A 17,922-nucleotide genomic window follows, 5' to 3' on the forward strand; every position below is an offset into this window, starting at 1 on the left:
CGTGACGACCGACGGCTTTTTTCTCAATGGCGCGCTGTTCGGCCGGCAGACGATCACGCCGACCGTCACGGGCAAGGGCTGGAACCCGGCCGGCGACGCGCAGTCCAATCCGGTCGTCTATGGCAAGCTGCTGCAGGACGCGTCGGTCTCGGCCAATACTTACGGGACCGTCATCCCGGTGAGTTTTGGCGCGCGCCGGATCGTGGGCGCGGTCATCTGGGCCAAGCCGCTGATTCAATCGACGACGTCGGTTTTCACCGACGCCAAGGGCGAATGGGACACGATCGTCACCATCAACCCCGATGGTCCGAGCGGGGTCGCCGGAAAATTCTACAATGGCGATTCGGTGTCGCAGATCATCTACCGGACCTACGCCACTTTCGCCGTGGCCTTCGGCCGCCCCGGGGCCAGCGCGGCGCAGACCGCCTATCGGACGAAAATTCTCGTCGGCGGCGTCAGCCCGGACGATCCCTTCGCGTCGCCGTCCGGCTCGGCGACCAGCACGACGACCATTCTCAGCAGCACGGGATCGGTCCCGTCGCAATATATCTCGAAACTTTGGGCCGATGGCACGCTGATCTACGATATCGAGATCGGCTGGCTGGCCGGGAGCGGGAGCTTCAGGCTTTACGACGGGTCGGAAGATCAATTGCCGGATCCGGTGATGCAGGCGGACAAGGGCATTTATTGCCCGGCCTATCGCGGTCTGATCTATTGCGTCATCGAAGCTTTGCAGGTCGATGTCTACGGCCAGAAAGTGCCGACGATCACCGCCGAGATCCTGGAAGGAAGGTCTGGCGAGGTCGGGACGTTAAAACAATTCTCCGGCGTCGGCGATCTCGAAAACACCTATGGCCTTTACGGCCTTCAGATCGACTGGTCGTCGAGGACGCTTTACACGACGCTTTCGAGCACTGGCTCAGGAGGGACTGCGCCGAAATATCTGACGGCGTGGTCGCTTGACGCCAAGTCGATCATTTCACGCAACCTCTGCGTCAATGGCGGTTATCAGAGTTTCGACATTTGCTCGGCGTTCAATGGCTTCGTGCTGACGACCAGCTTTTACGCCAGCGGCCTCGGCTACCAGGCGGAATTGACCGTCAGGGACAGCGTCGGGACCGTTCTGGACGCCAGGCAATATCCGCAATTGAACAACAATGTGAACGGCGACGGATTGATGTGCGCGTCGCACCACATCGCTTATGATACGGCGGGAAATCAAACCATTTATGTCTGGTCGCTGTTCAGCCCGGTGATCGTCGCCGGCATTTTCGATCCGGTCGCCAAAGCGCTTTCATCGTCTCCGGCGATCGTGATCAGTTCGTTGCCCGAATGGCCGACGAACGGCTGGCAAGGCGCAGGTGTCGCCAATTACGGCGGCCCGAAAGTGGTTCGCGGGGCGTCCTACCGCGGCGGCTGCGATATTTTCATCGCCAATTATTGCGACGATGGCGCAATTCGCGTCTGGCGCGTCACGTTCTTGCCAAATGGCGTTGGGTGTCAGGTCAACATAATCTATCTGCGCGCGACCTCTGACGCGCCAGTGTCGATGATGTATGACGGCGCGCGCAACGAGATCATGCTGATCTACGGCACGAGCGGCAGCCAGCATTACGCCGACAAGATCAACGCCGTCTCCGGATCGATCAGATGGAGCGCTGCGCTTCCGTCGAGTTTTACTGATTTCTCCAGCCCGTGCGGGATGATCGCAAATTCGCCGTTCGGCAATGGCTTATATGACAATTTGCGGTGCGATTATTATGCCGCGCAAGCATCGTCAAGTCACAACATCCTGACGATTGGCAATCAGTCCGGAGAAATGCGTGTTATCCAGAATACAAGCGGCACTTATTGGGACTGGGCGTTCATCGATGCCGACAATACCCTCTATAGCGATTATGGAGGGGACGCCGCCAGGGGCTATCTGCAAGGCCCGGTTTATCTTCCCTTCGCCGGCGCGGCGTCGGGCTCGAGCGGAATAGCGCTTCAGGAGATCATCAAGGACGCCTCGATGATCTGTGGCTACAGCCCGACAGACATTGTGTGCGAAAACATCGACGATACGGTCGTCGGCGCGATCCTGTATGACGCGTCGGATTTTCGCTCTTTCCTGTCGAGCGTCAGCGCCGGGACCGGCTTCGACATCGTCCAGACGCCGACCAATCTCGTCTGCAAGCGCGTCGTCACCGGGCCGTCGCTGGTCATAAACGCCACCATCGCCAATGGCGACATCATCGACCAGCAGGCCAATGTGGCCGGTGGCGCGGGCTCGCTTGGCATCGTCCAGAACAATCGGTCGGTCACGTCCACGGCCTTTGCCGGCGTCACCCTGAGCCGCGCCTCGCAGCTCGAAGTGCCTTATGCGTTCCAGATCAACTATATCGACGCCCAGCGCGACTACCAGTATTCGACCCAATCGGCGAAGCGTCCGGCCTTTCCGATCCGCTCGACGGAATCGGTCGGGATTTCCTCGGTGCAGCTGCCGCTGATCCTGTCGGGATCGCAGGCCGCGGGCTACGCCGCGAAGGCGCTTTATCGGGCATGGTCGCAATCGGTTTCGCAGAGCCTTGTTCTCACGCGCAAATGGCTGGTGCTCGATCCCAATGACGTCGTCGACCTCGCCTTCATCGATTTCGATTTCAAGGGCAAGGTGACGTCGACCACCATTGGCGCCGACTTATCAATAGCGGTTACGCTCGCCAATCTCTGGACCGATGAAGGCCTGACAATCCCGGTCGACACCCCGTCCTTGCCGCCGCCATTCATCTCGACGATCGATTACACCGCGCGGGCGATCGTGATCGACTGCCCGCTGCTGTTCGTCGGCGACGATCTGGCGCAAGCCGCATTACGCACCTATTTCGTGCTGTGGCCGACGCGGCCGGTTTATTCATGGCCTGGCGGTTCGCTTTATTATTCGACCGACAACGTGACTTTCACATTGGCCAATGGCGCCAGCCTCAAGCCGACGATCGGCGCGTGCCTCTCGGCGTTGCCGGACGCCGATCCTTATCGCTTCGACGCGACAAGCGTTCTGAATGTCTCCTTCATCTGCGGCGATCCGACCGCGCTGTCGAATATCACGCGGCAGGCGGCGTTCTCCGGCGGCAATCTGGCGGCGATCGGAGCGCCAGGCCGATGGGAGATCATTTCCTTCACCACGATCGCGCAAAACAGCGATGGCTCCTTCGCGATCACCGGGCTGGTGCGCGGGCTGAAAGGTTCCGAGCCGATGACCGGGACGCACGCGGTCGGCGATGATTTCGTCCTGCTTAACGGCGCCGGTCTGCTGGCGGCGTCGATCCCGTTGGCGGCATATAATCACACGATCTATCTCAAGGCGCTCGGCGCCGGACAAACGCTCTCCGATGTGACGGCGGTCTCGACTTACACTGAATATGGCCGCGCTGAGCAACCGCTGGCGCCGGCCCATCTGACGGCCGCGGTTTCCGGCTCCGATATTCACCTCGGATGGAACCGCCGTGATCGCCTTGATCTCGGTATCGTCGCGGGCACGGGAACCGTGCCGCTTTCCGAGGCGGCTGAGAAATATGACGTCGAAATTTTGAATGCGGCGGGAATGTCGGTGCTTCGCACCATCACCGATTGGACGCCTTCGCCGACGCCGTCGCAAAGCGCCGTGTCCTACACCTACACGAACGCCAATATCGTTGCGGATTTCGGATCGATGCTGACGGCGGGGTCTCAACTGTCGTTCAACGTCTACCAGAAGTCGGCGATCGTCGGACGCGGGTTCAAGGCGACGGCGACCATCACCCTCTGAGGCCGACATGTCGAATAATATCGGAATCACGCCGGTCGTCTCGTCGATGACCGACAAGGAAGGCGCGATCAACAGCGCGCTTGGCCAATATGACGCGGCGATCAGCGAACTCGCCAGCGTCGATGTTTCTGCCGGCAATGTGACCTTGACGGCGGCGCAATGGACCGGCGCGCAGGTCGTCTCCGTCACCGGAGCGACGACAGCCGGGCGCACCGTGACGGGCGTGGCGTCCAAGCGCCTGATCGCGGTGCAGTCGGCTGCCGCCAACACGCAATCGTTCAGCTTCAAGATCGGGACCGCCTCGTTCACGATCGCCGCCGGAACGATCAAGCTGTTCTACGCGGACGGCACGGCCAATGGGCTCTACGCGTTCTGACCCCCTCTGATCGGCAGCCGCAAGCCGCGCCATTTTTCCTCGCATCGCAAAATTCCACGCCCTTCAGGGAGCCGTCTCTATGACTGGAAAATCCGACTACACCGCCAAAAACGATCTGAACTATCTCGCGGGAGCGGGCGCGCCTCCCGACCTGACTGGCGGCACTTATCTCGCGCTGTTCACCGCCGTCGGGACCGACGCCAACACCGGCTTTACCGAAGTCTCCGGCGGCGCCTACGCCCGCGCCCAGATCTCCGGCCAGGCCACCACCAATGGCGCCACCGCCGCCGGCAACGCCACGCTGCATTTCGCCTCGACGCCGGCGTGGATCGTGGCGGGCATGACGATCTATGACAAGACCGCCTCGTCGGTGATCCCGGCCGGGACGACGGTGCTTTCGGTGACTGGCACGACGGTCGTCATGTCGGCCAACGCCACCGGCGCCGGCGTCGGCGGAACCGACGTCATCCTGTTTTCGGCTTATTCGACCGCAACCGGCTCCGCGCCGTCGCAGATCGCGTCGGGTTCGGCCATCTCCTTCCCGCAATCGACCGCGTCCTGGGGCACTGTCATCGCCTGGGGCGTCTATGATGCAGCGACTTCCGGAAACCTGCTCTATTGGGATTATCTCGGCAATTATTCGTGGCTGCCGGCCGAAATCTCCTCCGCCTCGCCCGGCGTCATCACCGCCAAGGCGCATGGCTATGCGGCGGCCGACAGCGTGATGTTCTCGACAGAATATGGCGGCACGGCGCCGTCGTTCTCGCAATCGAATCTCACCGGCATTCTCGCCGTGGTTTCGCCGGCGACCGACACCTTCACCGTCACCAACGCCAGCACGGCGGTCAATACCTCTTCGACCGGCTCCGGCATGGTGCGCAAGCTGATCCAGCAGCCGATCCCGATCAATACGGTCTACACCTTCGCGTCGGGCAATTTGATCATGACCGCGGCGTGACGATCGCAGTTTGACCAGAATTCCATAAGGATCGTTTCCCATGGCCATCTATTCGCTTGCCAATCGCACCACCGTCACTACGACCGGCGCCGCCAATCTCGAAATCATCGCGGCGTCCGGCGTTGGGTTCCGCCTGCTCGAGGTCGGCATCACGATCAATGCGGCCACCGCTTCGGCCTTCGGCCTCGGCGTTCCCGCCGCCAAGGGCATTACGCCGACCTCGCCCGTGACGGTGCTGGCGGAAGACCAGAACAACACCACGGCGGGCAACACCCAGACCGCGCTGGCATGGGGAACCGCTCCCACGGTTCCGGCTGCTTTCTTCCGCCGCGTGAGCCTCCCGGCGACCATTGGCGCAGGCATCATCTGGACTTTTCCGCGTGGCATCATGGTTCCGAAAAATACGTCTCTGGTATTGTGGAACCTGTCCGCAGTGGCGGCGGCTGACGTGTGGGTAGTTTTGGACGAATGATTTAGCGCAGGAGGGGCGTCTCCATGCCTAAATACCATACGACCTTCAAACCGGCATCCGTCCAATATAATTCCGTTCCCTTGTTCGACATCAGGACAAGCGCGACCGATTACGCCATCCTTAAAATGCTTGAACTTGAGATCGATGCTGCTAGCGGCACCGCGGCCATCTCTTTCGGCCTGGCTACGCCCTCCGCTCTTGGAGCGGCGTTGCCCAGCGGAATTCCTATGATCGGAGAAGACGCCGCAACGGCGCCAAACATCTCGATCGCCACGAATTGGTCAGTCGTCCCGACAATGCCGGCTGCCTTTTTCAGACGGTTCACGATCGGAAGCAACCTCGAAAACGCAAGCGCCAGACTGTTGTTTCCAGAAGGCATCAAGATCGCGAAAAATTCAGCTTTGAGTCTATGGGTGATAGCCGGCGGCGTCACAACGGCGCCTCAGCAATTCACGGTATCGATGGAGATCGATGGATGAGCGCGATTTTGTTTCCTCCCTCGCTCTTTTCACGATGTCCTGTTCTTGGCTCTCCAGGCTATGGCGGCAATGATGATTCACTGCAGCCGAATGACTATCGCGTTTCGCCGCCAGGATATTCGTCGCCAGTCTCCGCAAATTTGCGGTTTAGCGACGTGCTTTGGCCGCGCGCGTCGTTTACCGGAGGGATCGACGCCAATTCCCCTTGCCCTTACGTCATCGAGGGAATGCACCAGGTTTGGGAGTGGAACTTTCCCGCAACCGGCGGCCATGTGGAAAAGAAGGTCATCGGTCAGACGCTCGATTCATCCGGCGCTCCATTGGCCGGCGCAACGGTGCAATTGTTCAACACGGCGACGGGGCTTCTGGTCGATACGCAGGTGTCGGACGCGGGCGGCAATTACCAGCTTTCCGACCCGAACGGCGTCGCGTGCTTCGTCGTGGCTTACGAACCGGGCAGCCCTGACGTAGCCGGCACGACTGTTAACACGCTGACCGGCGTCTGATCCGTGGTTAACGTCTATCTCCGCACGGGTGAGGCGACCGCAACCAATATTCGGTTGCGCGACCCGACGGCCGGCGTTGCGACCATCATCGGCGCGGCGAAAACCGCCGTTGTCTCTTCAGCCAGGACAATCGGCTTTGGAACCGTGTTCGGCGGCGCGACGACTGAATCCCTTTCGAAGGGCCAGGCATCCCCGCTTGCCGCGATCTCTGGCGCGGCGTCCGCGCGGGCGGCAACTCTGGCGCGGCTGACGGGCGTCCTGCAAACCTTCGCTAGCGGGCGGGCCAAAGCAAGCGCCTTGGCGTCCGCCGCCGCGCGCGCCGCTATCGCCGCCTCGGCGCTTGGTTCGAGCCGCGCGGCCGCGCGGCTGGCCGGAACGGCTTTCGTCTCGGCAGGGGCAAAGACCGCCGCATTCTCGCGAACGTCCGCCTCCGGGCTGCTCGCGATCACCGGTTCTGCGCTCGGCAAGACAGCGGCGCAAGGGCGCGCGATTGGAAACGGCTTCGCCAGCCTGGCCGGCGCGGCCCGCGGCGCAGTCAGAACCATGGCGTGGTCGTCCGGCGTCGTTCTGATCAACCTTTCGGCGCGAGCCGAGGCGAAATCGGCCGCGAGGGCGTCTGGAAGCCTCGCGACTTTTGGCGCGGCGCTCGGTTCGGCCGTCGCGCAGGGGCTCTCGTCTGGCGTCGCAGGCATCGGCGCGGCGGCGCGGGCCTTTAGCGCATCGGCGGGCGCCGCGTCTGCATCCCTCGTCAACAAGACCGTGCTCCGCGTCGCTGTCCTGCGCGGCGTCATCGAACGGTCGAAGACCGCCACGGGCGTCATAATGCGGTCGAACGCCATCGAGGGCGTGATCGACCGGATAAAAGTGATGACTGGCGTCCTGCCACCGAAGGAATAGCGGCTCATGAACAAGAATCAGAACGAAGAAGTTCCGGCCGGCGACGCGATCATTATCTCGACTTCAATTGAGGTCGCGGATGGATCGACCTTCGATCCGACCGGCGCGACGGGGATCTATCGCGTCGCCAAGACCCAATATTCCACCGGCGCCGACATCCTGTTGACCAAGTCAACCGGCGACAGCTCGGCGACTTGGCGGCAGGATTCCTCGACCGGCCAATGGTTTGTCGACGCGCCGCTCACGGGGACAGAAACGCGCGCGCAGCAGCCGTCCGGCACGGCGCTCTCTGTCAGCTATTACCACGAGACCGTGATCATCGAAGCCGGCGCGAAGCCCGCGCACGCCATGACCGGAACGCTCAAGATACTCGCCACGCCGGCCCCCTAAGCCGGCCGCCTCCTCTCCTAAAATATTCAGGAAGACTTCCATGCGCGTCTTGCTCGCCGCATTGCTCCTTTGCGCGTCGCCAGTCTGGGCCTCGCCCTGCGATCACAATTGCAAAATCCGCATCACCGCCTGCCACACGGACGAACCGTCGCGCTGTCTCAGCGAGGACCGGCTGCCGGCGCAGACCGGCCTCTGCGCCATGATGCTGATGGGCGTCGTGACCGAATGGGCGACGAAACATCCGGACCTGACCTTCAAGGTCGCGGAATGCGTCACGCCTGACGACGCCAAAGTCTGAGCCCATGCATATCACGCCCGAACAAGGCCTCGCCGCCTTTGCCTGTCTCGCCGCCGCCTGCACCATCTGGGCGATCTTCGCGCCATGATCGGCAAAGCCGCCCTGGTCGCCGTCAAGGGCCTCGGCATCTTCCTGATCGCCCTGACCTGCGGCGCCGGGATCATCTTCACGGTCCTGATGCTCGCGCTTGAGGCCCTCGGCGGCCTCGCGCTGGAGTTCGTGCGCTCGTCCTTCGCCCGTTCAGGCGGCCTGCTCGCGGCGCTCTTTGGCGGCGCGCTCTGGATCCTCCTCTCCGCCATCCGAAACTGAAAAGGGGCGCCCATGCTCGCGCTGACGAAACTTCTGGCTGCGGCCAACGCCCGCATGATCGACGACTGGCGCAGCGCGTTCAAACGACTGTGGTCGATCCGCGTCGCCTTGTTCTGGGGCACCGTGTCCGGCCTCTATGCCGCATGGCCTTCGTTTCAGGATGTCATCCCGGCGCCGGTCTTCGCCGCCGTTTCCGCGATCATGTCGGCGGCGATTGTCGGCGCGCGGCTGACCAAGCAGCCGGGGGCCGACGCCAATGGCTGACGCGCCGAAGAAACGCAACCGCCTGCACAAGAGCGGCGTCGCGGCGGCGCTGGCCGTCTCGGTCGTCGGCGGGTTCGAGGGGCTGCGACAGAGTGCCTATCCAGATCCGGCGACGCGGGGCGCGCCTTGGACCGATTGCTATGGGCACACGGGGCCGGATGTAAAACCCGGCGTTCGTGAAAGCGTGGCGCAATGCAAAGCGATCTTACTGGCCGATCTCGACAAGGAAGCTGACGGCATCGAACGCTGTATCCATGTCACGCTGACAGATGGGCAATATGTCGCTGTCCTGAGCCTCGCGCACAACATCGGCGTCGGCGGCGTCTGCCGTTCGTCCGTCGTCGCCAGGCTTAACGCGGGCGACATCCGCGGCGGCTGCGACGCGCTGCTGCATTTCAACCGGGCTGCTGGCTTCGTCATGCCGGGCCTCACACGCCGGCGCGAAAAAGAACGCGCGCTCTGCCTCCAGGATTAAGCCATGCTCTCTCTTTTCGACGTGATCGGCCATGCGGGCACGATTGTTTCACTCCTGGCCATGGCGACGGCTGTGGCGGCTTTGGTCTATGTGCCTTCCCCGCTTAAGCATTACGCGGTTGCGGCCTGCCTCTGCGCCGCGCTCGCCAGCCAGATCTATGCCGAGGGCTATCATAACGCTGACGCTGGATGGCAGGCAAAATACGATCGGCAGATCGCCGCGATCAACGACGAAAACGAAAAAGCCGTAATCGCCGCCGAGCAGAAGGCGCGGGCCGAAGCCGCCGCCAACGCCGCCAATCTGAAAGCCCAACTTGACGATCTCGCCCGGCAGAAGGCGGCGAGCGACGCCGATCTCGCCGCCGCGCAAGCCCTGATCGACGCCGCGCCGCCGGACGCCAAGCCGGACGGCCCGGACGCCCCGGCGCATTCCGTCATTCTCGACGCCATCCGGGGGAAATAATGCGCGCTTTTCTCCTTCTCGTCGCGCTGGCCCTGACCGGCTGCGCCAGCTCGCCCGCGGTTCTCACCGCCCCGCCGCAAGTCTCCCGGCCCATGTTGCGCGATACAATCCCGCAAAGCCTGCGGACCTGCCTGCCTGAACCGGACGGGGCCAAGGTCGCGACCAATCGCCAGGTGGCGACTTACGTCCTCGACCTCAAGCGTGCGGGCCGCGACTGCCGCCAGAAACTTCGATCGATCGGTGCGCTGATCGAAGGGGAAGGCGGCAAGTGAGCGCGCGCTTTCACACGCTCTCGGCGGTGCTGCAGCGGGTCGGCCTGCTGAGCGCAGTTTCCGCGCGCGAGGCGGCGCAGTTGCACGAGGCGATCGATCAGATCCTGATCGCGCGCGGCGATGTGCTGGATATTCCACGCGCGATCATCCCGCAGGGGGAGGCGCCCCGGCCGGTTATTCTGGACCGGAGCGATGGGCCGAAGATCGAGGAATGGCCGAACGAATAAGACTGACGCCGGGGCCAATGCGCCCCGGTTTTTCTGCAAGAGCGGGCGGCTGTCCCGCCGGAAGGAATGGAATCATGGCGGCGGATGGCGGCTGGACGATAGCGGACCTGAGTTCCATCGGCGGATGGGGGACATTCCTGATTACGGTCGGAGGGCTATTCCACTTGCATGGGCGCCAGACGCGGAGCGCGGAAGAAAACGCGGAAAAAGCGAAAGAGGCCAAGGCCGATGCGAAAGCCGTCGCGGACGACCTCGCCGCCTACAAGGTCACGGCGGTCGAGAAATTCGTGCCGCGCGAGCATCTCGACCAGATGGAAAACCGCATCCTGAAACGGATGGACGCGCAGGACGAACGGTCCGACGCTTCATTGCGAGGGATCGCCGAGCGCCTTGATCGCATCATCGAAGGGCGGGCAAAGTCATGAAACTCCCGAAAAAAGAAGCCCGCCGCCGCGTCGCCGCGGTCAACGCCGCCTTGCGCGCCGGCGCGCCGCCGCCCGGCGTCAGCCTCGGCAGCCGAAAGCCCGGCGCCTTTCGCGTCGCGGCGGAAAAACTCGGCGTCGACCCGCAAAGCCTGCGCGATTCCATCGCAACCGCCGATCGGCTTTATGACCTGAAGCCGGACTGGTCGCTCTACAAGTCGCCGCCGCCGCCGCCACAGAAACCGGCGCCCGCGCCCGAGAAGCCGTCCGAAGCGCCGGTCGAGCCCTTGACGCTGCGCCGCATCGCCGACCAGCTCACGCGCGAAAAGAATCTGCGCGCCTCAGCCGAGCGCGCCGCGGTTTCCGGGGCAGCCCTGCGCGAGGGCGTGTTCAAGCTGGCGGCGATGCCGCCGACGCCTCTCGCCTGGGCGCCCGACAAATCGCCGGAGGGCAAGCACCGCGAGGCCATCGTGTTGCCGATCTCCGACGTCCATATGGGCGAGGTGATCGACCTCGACCAGATGGGCGGCCGCAATAGTTACAATCGAAGCATCGCCGCGCGACGGCTCGAGCGGCTGTTCCAGTCCGCCGTCAAGCTCGGGACGACGCACTGGGAGGGCCCGGCGCCGGCGGTGATCTATGTCGTGCTGCTCGGCGATCTGATCACCGGCGAGATCCACGACGAGCTGGCGAAAACCAATGATCTGCTCTCGATTCCCGCGGTGCGGGAATTGTCCGGCCTGCTCATTTCCGGGCTCGACCTGCTGCTCAAGAGCTTTTCCTGCGAAATCCGCGTCGTCGCGCTGCCGGGCAATCATGGCCGCACGACCCGGAAGCCGGAGGCCAAGGGCCACGCGATCAATTCCTATGACACGCTCGTCGCCTGGCAAATCGAGTCCTGGTATCGCGCCAAGGGCGAAAAGCGCCTGTCCTTCTCCGCGCCGCTCTCCGGCGACGCCCTGATCTCGATCTGCGGCTGGAATGTGCTGTTCACCCACGGCAACAATATCGGCTCGCGCGGCGGCATGGGCATGGTCGGCCCGGCCGCGACCATCTCGCGCGGCATGCAGCGGGTGATTCAGGATTACGCCGCGATCGGGACCGTGATCGACTATGTCGTCACCGGCCATTTCCACACGCCGATCGAGCTGGAATATGGCTTCTGCAACGGTTCCGTGCCGGGTCCGTCGGAATATTCGATGCAGGGCCGCATGCGGTCTCATCCCGCCTCGCAATGGTTCCTGACCTTCCATCCGGTGCGCGGCGTGGCGCGGCGCTGGAAGATCTACCTCGGGCGACCCGAGGAAGGCTCGATCTATCAGGGCAGGGCGCAGGCATGATCGATCATGAAAATCTGGTCCGCGCCGCCGCGGCCGAGGACGCCGCCCGCGTGCTGGACCGGGCCGCGCGCGACATCCTGAGGGTCGCGGGTCGGCTCGACGATATCTCGGCCAATACGATCGAACGCGTCGCGGCGCAGCTGCGCACGATCGCGAAGCTGAAGCGCCCGAAGGGCCGGCCAGCGCCCGTCGCCGCCCCGCAAGATGTCGCGGGGTCCTTGTGATATGGGCGGCGATACTTTCGACTTTGACGCCATGCTAGCGGACGCGCGGAAGATGCGGCCGCGGCTGATCGGCTTTTGCGGGCCGGCCGGCGCGGGCAAGACCTTCGCTGCCAATCATCTCGCATCCCATTATGGCTATTCGCGCGTGCGGTTCGCCGGCCCGCTCAAGGCGATGCTACGGGCGCTCGGTTTGACCGAGGCTGAGGTCGACGGTGAGCTGAAGGAGCAGGCCTGCGCCTTGCTCGGAGGCCGCACGCCGCGCCACGCCATGCAGGCTTTGGGCACCGAGTGGGGACGCCAGCTGATCAGTTCGGAACTGTGGATCAACGCCTGGGCCCACGCATCGGCGCATTACCTGCTTCAAGGGCTGCCGGTGGTGGTGGACGACGTCCGCTTCGCCAATGAGGCCGCCGCGATCTGGAGGCGCAAGGGCGTCCTGATCCGCATCGATCGCGCCGCCGCGCCGGCCTCGGCCGCTTGCGCGGCGCACGCCAGCGAGAACCAGGCGCTGCATTATGACGCGCGAATCGTGAACAGCGGCGATCCAGACGAATTCAGGGCGGCGCTGGATGGGCTGGTGCGACGGGATGTAGTATGACGGAGGGGCCGCCAAAGAGGCGACCCCAAATTTTGTCGGCGCAAGCCGTCAAAGAGCGATGACGTCCTGAACTGGTGCAAACGGTGCGTCCTGGAACCTATTCCCGTGGACGACCTCGTTGACCCGACCGGGGTTGAGATTGAGCTTGGCAGCCGCCGTGTGCTGCGCCATTCCCATCTCAAGCACCATGGTCTTCACTTTTGACGCCAATTCGGCGGTCAATTTTGCCGAACAGTTAGGCGCGCGCCGGCGCCGCCGCAACGGGTTAATGTGCGTCAGCTCCATTTGATTCTTGCTGGCTGGCATGGATGATTTCCCTTCGAGAAATCAGGCGGTTCCGCTTGCCCTAAGACGCACCACATGCCAATGTTCCGTTGTCTAGGCGGCATTGTTTGCGATGTTCTTCGAGCAATCGAGACAGCGTTTCAGTGACCACGAGAAGGGGTGTGCCATTTCATCTGGCCACCCTTTTTTCGTGCATCGATCACGGGGATGTGCATCGACGAATGCAGGGGACGCGATTCGTTGATCTAAGTCGATCAATTTTTAGATAAGTCACGGTTTTACAACTATTTTGGGGATAACGTGTACAACGCCATTACCCCCTTGCGCCGGCAGAAATCATTCATTCGAATCGTCAATTAGCCATTGTGTGAAGGTTGTGGAAAAGTCAGCGCGCGTGCGATCCTCTGGGCTATTTCCATCGCCTCGGCTTTCATAGGCAGCGTCCTGATCCGCGATCCGTCGCGTCGATCGTCATAATATACATAGGCCAGCCGCATGCCGCCGGGGTCCTCGATGACGAAGGCCTCGGCGACCTGGCGGATGCGAAGGGGCTGTTCATATGGCATGTCGTCAAAGATAGCCGGAAAGGTGGGTCAGCGCCCGGCCTAAGCCATTGATAAATTACGTCAACTGACTTGTGACCCACTTCGCTATAACTATTTGATTTATTTAAAATATGGTGGCGCTACCTCTCCCACCATTTTTCTTCAACACACTGATTTAAAAACACTTTCAGCAACAGTCGGGCCAGGCTGTCGCACAACGGTGTCGCACGCTGTGGCCGCTGAATCGGCCATAAGTGATTGTAACCGTGGCGGAAACAGCCGCGCCGACTGTGACACAAGCCTGTCGCATATCGTGGAAAACATCGCGCAACCCGACTACGGCTCCGGGCAACGGTGTGGCAATTTCGAATGAGGGCGCCACGCGAATTTGTTGGCGCGGTCGGACGGGAATTCGTGAGCCGATCTCTTCGAACGTCTGATTATCGTGAAGCCATCCGGAAGGCTCGGATCGTTGCGTTCGAGGTCGAGCAAATGTTTCGGGCCAAGGACCATATGGCCGCCTTGCCTCAAATTTAGGGAAGAAGGCGTCTATGAATCGGGGGGCTATTCACTCGGCATGCCGTTGAGCCGCGGCCGGTTCGAACGCGTGTGGGAGGTTGATGGGGCGCCGCGCGATCTGGTCGCCGACATCGTAGACGCCGACGGGTTGTAAATAAGAGGCGGGGACCGGCGATCGCCCCGGCGGTCGCGGTCGTCATGGCGCACATTGAACAGAAAGCGAGGATCATGTCGCGCCGCTTTCGATTCAACTCGGCTATGCCGCGGGTGCGACGCCAAAATCACCTGGCCGGAGCATGACGTCGGCGAGTGTGTAGCGATCGAGCGTCGCCGAAAATGCGTCGAGCGCCTCGTGGATAACGCCCTTGAGACAACAGCGGCGAGTAATGACGCAGTGATCGCTGGACGAAAGACATTCGACGAGAGCGAAGTCCGGCTCGGTCGTGCGGACGACGTCGCCGAGGCGGATCTTCTCCGGAAGTTTTCCCAGGATCAATCCGCCCGATCTTCCGCGAATGGCTTTTAGATAGCCTGACCGGGTCAATACGGTCGCAATCTTCATGAGATGATTCCGCGAAATATCGAATACCTCGGCGACCTCTTCGATGGTGACCTGTCGGTTCTGGGCGGCGGCAAACATCAATAGTCGCAAGGCGTAATCGGAAAAATTCGTAAGCCTCATTCCTGCCCTCCCGCAGTCATGGCCCGCAAGCCCGGGCGGCGGCAATCATTTTCCTGCAAAACATATATTGGATTTGCATCTTATTCAATTTTTGAGCGCTTCGGCTCCGCCTGAAATGAAGGGCGGCGGAGCTATCGACCTGTAACGAAATAACATTGGGGCCCAGTATGGGAAAAAGTTCGCTTCCGGCGGCCAAAGCGCAGGATTCCACCGACCGGCGGCCTGCTTTCCGCGTCAGTCCGCACCTGGCTTTTCGCTGAAATATTGCGCGAATTTATTCAGAATTCCGTTCCAACCGTCAGCGTCGGCGGGTGGTTCGCCCTTGGCCAGGACATTTGGCCATTGTTCGGAAAATTTCCGATTCAGGTCGAGCCAGCCACCTTCCGCCATGGGGTCGGTATCCGGAAAGATCGCTTCAGCCGGACATTCAGGAACGCAGACGCCGCAGTCGATACATTCATCCGGATGAATCACGAGCATGTTTTCGCCCACGTAGAAGCAGTCGACGGGGCACACCTCGACGCAGTCCATATATTTGCACTTGATGCAATTATCGGTCACGACATGGGTCATTTCGGATCCTTCGCAGCGCCGTCGGCGGTCTCTTCGGCTGCCTCGCAGACGGGTTATCAGGCATTATAAATGCATGTTAAATCCATCTCTGCAAAAAGCAATATTTTAAATGCTTGTTTGATTGACGCGTCGCAAAGATGGACGAGGGCGCTGGATCTAGTGTGCGCTCGGCTATTGGCGAACCTGCGCGCTCTCGACGATCCAGAGTGACCGGCCTCGCAAATGCGGGAGGGATTAGATTTGAAAACGGGATTGAGCGAGCATTACCGCGAGGAACGGCTGCCGCGCTACACAAGCTATCCCACCGCGCCAAACTTCACTGGCGCTGTCACCACCGCGCTCCACGGCGACTGGCTTTCGTCGATCGAAAAAACCGCGACGGCTTCACTGTACCTGCATGTTCCATTCTGCCGATCCATGTGTTGGTATTGCGGTTGTCACACGACGATTGCCCAGCGTGACGCTCCCATCGCTGATTACCTGGCCGTGCTGCGCCGGGAAATAGAGTTGGTTACGACGAGAATTTCGCCCAGGCTTGATGTGCGGCACGTGCATTTCGGCGGAGGAACGCCGACCATCATGGCCCCCGAGGAATTCAGCGGCCTTATCGACCTGCTGCGCGAAAAGTTCCTCGTCGATGCGAGCGCCGAAATCGCTGTCGAAATTGATCCCAGAAGGTTGACCAGCGCCATGACCGCCGCGCTGGGTAGAGCCGGCGTCAATCGCGCGAGTCTTGGCGTCCAAAGCTTCGACCCGATTGTGCAGAAAGCGATCAACCGTCTTCAGAGCATAGAGCAGACGGCAATGGCGACGGCTGGCCTGCGCGCCGCCGGCGTGGGGGGCGTCAATTTCGATCTGATCTACGGGCTTCCCCACCAAACAATCCGATCTTGCGTCGAAACCGTCGCAAGATGTGTGGACCTGCGGCCAGATCGATTTGCGGTATTCGGTTACGCCCACGTCCCGACTTTCAAGAAACATCAGCGAAAGATCGACGAGGCGGCCCTTCCCGACACCGCTGAGCGGCTCGAACAGGCCGAGGCGATCGCGCAAGCGCTGGTCGCCGCCGGATATGAGCGAATTGGCCTAGATCATTTCGCTTTGCCGGGCGACAGCCTGGCGCGAGCGCAATCCGCCGGGCTCCTCCATCGAAACTTTCAAGGCTACACCACCGATCCGGCGGATGTTCTGATCGGTTTCGGCGCGTCGGCCATCAGCCGCTTCCCGCAAGGCTATGTGCAAAATGAAATTGTCCTGGGACGTCATGCTGAGCGCGTGCTCGGCGGAGAACTCCCGGGGGCGAAGGGATACCAGCTGACGGCGGACGATCGGTTGCGCGCAGATCTGATCGAGCGACTGATGTGTGATTTCGAGGTCGACCTTGCGCGAGTTGGCGCTCTTCATCAGAGGAGTCCCGAGCCGATCAAGAAATCCGCGCCGCGGCTTCAGGCGCTGGTCGCCGACGGCATCGTTCACATCGACGGCGATTTGGTTCGGATCGCGGAGAATTCACGTTTTCTTGTTCGGACGGTCGCGTCGGCTTTCGATGCTTATCTAAGCGCAAATGCGCGAACCGGCAGCCAGGCGGTTTGAATTGTGAGCGCGCCAATGGCCGATAGGCGGCTCCATTTCGAGGCCGCAGCGACAAGGAGTGTCGAAAATGCCAGAATCCCTTTACCCGCCGATATCGCGAGAGCTCTCCCATAAGCGGCGGGCTCTCGCCCCCGACACCGAGAAGGCCTTTCAGGCCTTTAGCCGGCAGGTCTTCGCTGATGGCGCGCTTCCGGCAAAGCTCAAGCAGTTGATCGCGGTCGCGGTGGCGCACGTCACGCAATGCCCCTATTGCATCAAAGGGCATACCAAAGCGGCGCTCCGCCATGGGGCGACTCAGCAGGAACTCATGGAGGCCATCTGGGTTGCGGCGGAAATGCGGGCGGGGGGCGCCTATGCGCATTCCGCCATCTCGTTGAGCGCCATGGATGAAGTAGAAAGTTCAGGCGCCAGCATATGACCGGACGCCGGCGCGCCCGTGCCGGAGGCTCGCGGGGAGGGGGTTGTGTCGCGTCTGGATATCCGCCTGAAGCGCGCCTACGTGACGCCGTCCCGCGACGACGGCGTCCGTGTTCTTGTGGACCGCCTCTGGCCACGTGGCGTGCTCAAATCGGACGTCGCCATCGATCTTTGGCTCAAAGAGCTGGCGCCGAGCACGAAGCTTCGTCAATGGTTCGGTCACGATCCCGGCCGTTGGGACGAGTTCCGGCGTCGATATCAGTCTGAACTCGCAGGCAAAACGGCGCTACTGGACGAACTTCGGGCCATTGCGCGTCGGGGCAGTTTGACTCTGGTCTTTGCCGCCCGCGACGAATGTCATAACCAGGCCGTCGTCCTTCGCGACGTTCTCACCAACGGATTCAAGGCGTGAGCGGCATGCACGCAGACAGACAACCGGAATGAACCCTTAGAATTTACGCTTGGCGCAAAACGATCCCCCGTTTTGTGCGCGCGGCCGCGCCTCATTCTCACGCGCCCGGATCGTCGACAAGAGGGTTGAACCTGGCGAGCCGT

Annotated in this window: 25 protein-coding genes and 1 pseudogene; 23 read left to right on the forward strand and 3 right to left on the reverse strand. The window is 61.9% G+C overall.

Annotation, left to right across the window (positions count from 1 at the left end; all coding sequences use genetic code 11):
* Nucleotide 1 precedes the first annotated feature (1 nt).
* The 19 genes from QM467_RS04800 to QM467_RS04890 all read left to right on the forward strand — a co-directional run bounded on the left by QM467_RS04800 (nucleotide 2) and on the right by QM467_RS04890 (nucleotide 12,753).
* A complete protein-coding gene (locus QM467_RS04800; protein WP_283365167.1) occupies nucleotides 2–3,784 on the forward strand; it encodes a phage tail protein in 3,783 nt (1,260 codons plus the stop codon).
* Nucleotides 3,785–3,791: 7 nt separating this feature from the next.
* Nucleotides 3,792–4,160: a hypothetical protein gene (locus tag QM467_RS04805; protein ID WP_283365168.1), complete on the forward strand. Its 369-nt coding sequence runs from the start codon at nucleotides 3,792–3,794 to the stop codon at nucleotides 4,158–4,160.
* Between the two features lie 79 nt (nucleotides 4,161–4,239).
* Entirely contained in the window at nucleotides 4,240–5,118 is an 879-nt protein-coding gene (locus tag QM467_RS04810) for a phage tail fiber protein (protein ID WP_283365169.1), read from the forward strand.
* Nucleotides 5,119–5,158: 40 nt separating this feature from the next.
* Nucleotides 5,159–5,590: a hypothetical protein gene (locus QM467_RS04815; protein ID WP_283365170.1), complete on the forward strand. Its 432-nt coding sequence runs from the start codon at nucleotides 5,159–5,161 to the stop codon at nucleotides 5,588–5,590.
* 23 nt (nucleotides 5,591–5,613) lie between these two features.
* The gene (locus QM467_RS04820) at nucleotides 5,614–6,069 is read left to right on the forward strand and encodes a hypothetical protein (RefSeq protein ID WP_283365171.1); all 456 of its coding nucleotides are present in this window, start codon (nucleotides 5,614–5,616) and stop codon (nucleotides 6,067–6,069) included.
* Nucleotides 6,066–6,575, forward strand: coding sequence for a carboxypeptidase-like regulatory domain-containing protein (locus tag QM467_RS04825; RefSeq protein WP_283365172.1), 510 nt, complete (start codon nucleotides 6,066–6,068; stop codon nucleotides 6,573–6,575). The genes QM467_RS04820 and QM467_RS04825 overlap by 4 nt, the downstream gene beginning before the upstream one ends.
* A gap of 3 nt (nucleotides 6,576–6,578) precedes the next feature.
* The gene (locus tag QM467_RS04830; protein WP_283365173.1) at nucleotides 6,579–7,472 is read left to right on the forward strand and encodes a hypothetical protein; all 894 of its coding nucleotides are present in this window, start codon (nucleotides 6,579–6,581) and stop codon (nucleotides 7,470–7,472) included.
* 6 nt (nucleotides 7,473–7,478) lie between these two features.
* The gene (locus QM467_RS04835; protein ID WP_283365174.1) at nucleotides 7,479–7,862 is read left to right on the forward strand and encodes a hypothetical protein; all 384 of its coding nucleotides are present in this window, start codon (nucleotides 7,479–7,481) and stop codon (nucleotides 7,860–7,862) included.
* A gap of 40 nt (nucleotides 7,863–7,902) precedes the next feature.
* Nucleotides 7,903–8,160 (forward strand): hypothetical protein, encoded by a 258-nt coding sequence (locus tag QM467_RS04840; RefSeq protein ID WP_283365175.1) that lies wholly within the window; start codon nucleotides 7,903–7,905, stop codon nucleotides 8,158–8,160.
* 84 nt (nucleotides 8,161–8,244) lie between these two features.
* Entirely contained in the window at nucleotides 8,245–8,469 is a 225-nt protein-coding gene (locus QM467_RS04845; RefSeq protein WP_283365176.1) for a hypothetical protein, read from the forward strand.
* A 12-nt stretch (nucleotides 8,470–8,481) separates the two neighbouring features.
* Nucleotides 8,482–8,733 carry a DUF7940 domain-containing protein gene (locus QM467_RS04850; protein ID WP_283365177.1) on the forward strand — a complete coding sequence of 84 codons (252 nt, stop codon included), beginning with the start codon at nucleotides 8,482–8,484 and terminating at the stop codon, nucleotides 8,731–8,733.
* Nucleotides 8,726–9,208: a lysozyme gene (locus tag QM467_RS04855; RefSeq protein WP_283365178.1), complete on the forward strand. Its 483-nt coding sequence runs from the start codon at nucleotides 8,726–8,728 to the stop codon at nucleotides 9,206–9,208. Before QM467_RS04850 ends, QM467_RS04855 begins: the two co-directional genes overlap by 8 nt.
* Before the next feature lie 3 nt (nucleotides 9,209–9,211).
* Entirely contained in the window at nucleotides 9,212–9,670 is a 459-nt protein-coding gene (locus QM467_RS04860; RefSeq protein WP_283365179.1) for a hypothetical protein, read from the forward strand.
* Nucleotides 9,670–9,942, forward strand: coding sequence for an Rz1-like lysis system protein LysC (gene lysC / locus QM467_RS04865; protein WP_283365180.1), 273 nt, complete (start codon nucleotides 9,670–9,672; stop codon nucleotides 9,940–9,942). The genes QM467_RS04860 and lysC overlap by 1 nt, the downstream gene beginning before the upstream one ends.
* Complete coding sequence (locus tag QM467_RS04870; RefSeq protein WP_283365181.1) at nucleotides 9,939–10,169, forward strand: hypothetical protein; 231 nt, start codon at nucleotides 9,939–9,941, stop codon at nucleotides 10,167–10,169. Before lysC ends, QM467_RS04870 begins: the two co-directional genes overlap by 4 nt.
* Nucleotides 10,170–10,243: 74 nt before the next feature.
* Nucleotides 10,244–10,594, forward strand: coding sequence for a hypothetical protein (locus QM467_RS04875; protein WP_283365182.1), 351 nt, complete (start codon nucleotides 10,244–10,246; stop codon nucleotides 10,592–10,594).
* The gene (locus QM467_RS04880; protein WP_283365183.1) at nucleotides 10,591–11,931 is read left to right on the forward strand and encodes a metallophosphoesterase; all 1,341 of its coding nucleotides are present in this window, start codon (nucleotides 10,591–10,593) and stop codon (nucleotides 11,929–11,931) included. Before QM467_RS04875 ends, QM467_RS04880 begins: the two co-directional genes overlap by 4 nt.
* Nucleotides 11,928–12,155, forward strand: a complete 228-nt coding sequence (locus QM467_RS04885) for a hypothetical protein (RefSeq protein ID WP_283365184.1) — start codon at nucleotides 11,928–11,930, stop codon at nucleotides 12,153–12,155. The genes QM467_RS04880 and QM467_RS04885 overlap by 4 nt, the downstream gene beginning before the upstream one ends.
* A gap of 52 nt (nucleotides 12,156–12,207) precedes the next feature.
* Nucleotides 12,208–12,753 carry a deoxynucleotide monophosphate kinase gene (locus tag QM467_RS04890; protein WP_283365185.1) on the forward strand — a complete coding sequence of 182 codons (546 nt, stop codon included), beginning with the start codon at nucleotides 12,208–12,210 and terminating at the stop codon, nucleotides 12,751–12,753.
* Nucleotides 12,754–12,801: 48 nt separating this feature from the next.
* Here QM467_RS04890 and QM467_RS04895 read toward each other — a convergent pair whose 3' ends face one another.
* Nucleotides 12,802–13,059 carry a hypothetical protein gene (locus QM467_RS04895; RefSeq protein ID WP_283365186.1) on the reverse strand — a complete coding sequence of 86 codons (258 nt, stop codon included), beginning with the start codon at nucleotides 13,057–13,059 and terminating at the stop codon, nucleotides 12,802–12,804.
* Nucleotides 13,060–13,931: 872 nt separating this feature from the next.
* On the opposite strand from QM467_RS04895, the pseudogene QM467_RS19875 reads away from it, so the two are divergent.
* A pseudogene (locus tag QM467_RS19875) lies at nucleotides 13,932–14,120 on the forward strand (DUF6538 domain-containing protein); the annotation flags it as partial.
* A gap of 238 nt (nucleotides 14,121–14,358) precedes the next feature.
* Here the strand turns inward: QM467_RS19875 and QM467_RS04900 are convergent.
* Nucleotides 14,359–14,784: an Rrf2 family transcriptional regulator gene (locus QM467_RS04900; protein WP_283365323.1), complete on the reverse strand. Its 426-nt coding sequence runs from the start codon at nucleotides 14,782–14,784 to the stop codon at nucleotides 14,359–14,361.
* 234 nt (nucleotides 14,785–15,018) lie between these two features.
* Nucleotides 15,019–15,357 carry a ferredoxin FdxA gene (gene fdxA / locus QM467_RS04905; protein WP_283365187.1) on the reverse strand — a complete coding sequence of 113 codons (339 nt, stop codon included), beginning with the start codon at nucleotides 15,355–15,357 and terminating at the stop codon, nucleotides 15,019–15,021.
* 240 nt (nucleotides 15,358–15,597) lie between these two features.
* Here fdxA and hemN point away from each other — a divergent pair, with 240 nt between their 5' ends.
* The 3 genes from hemN (at nucleotide 15,598) to QM467_RS04920 (ending at nucleotide 17,779) form a co-directional block, all read left to right on the forward strand.
* Nucleotides 15,598–16,950: an oxygen-independent coproporphyrinogen III oxidase gene (gene hemN, locus QM467_RS04910; protein ID WP_446737730.1), complete on the forward strand. Its 1,353-nt coding sequence runs from the start codon at nucleotides 15,598–15,600 to the stop codon at nucleotides 16,948–16,950.
* Nucleotides 16,951–17,017: 67 nt separating this feature from the next.
* Nucleotides 17,018–17,368 (forward strand): carboxymuconolactone decarboxylase family protein, encoded by a 351-nt coding sequence (locus QM467_RS04915; protein ID WP_283365189.1) that lies wholly within the window; start codon nucleotides 17,018–17,020, stop codon nucleotides 17,366–17,368.
* 45 nt (nucleotides 17,369–17,413) lie between these two features.
* Complete coding sequence (locus QM467_RS04920) at nucleotides 17,414–17,779, forward strand: DUF488 domain-containing protein (RefSeq protein WP_283365190.1); 366 nt, start codon at nucleotides 17,414–17,416, stop codon at nucleotides 17,777–17,779.
* Nucleotides 17,780–17,922: the final 143 nt, after the last annotated feature.

Origin of the sequence: Rhodoblastus sp. 17X3 (assembly GCF_030056575.1) — a bacterium.
Taxonomy (GTDB): Bacteria; Pseudomonadota; Alphaproteobacteria; order Rhizobiales; family Beijerinckiaceae; genus Rhodoblastus.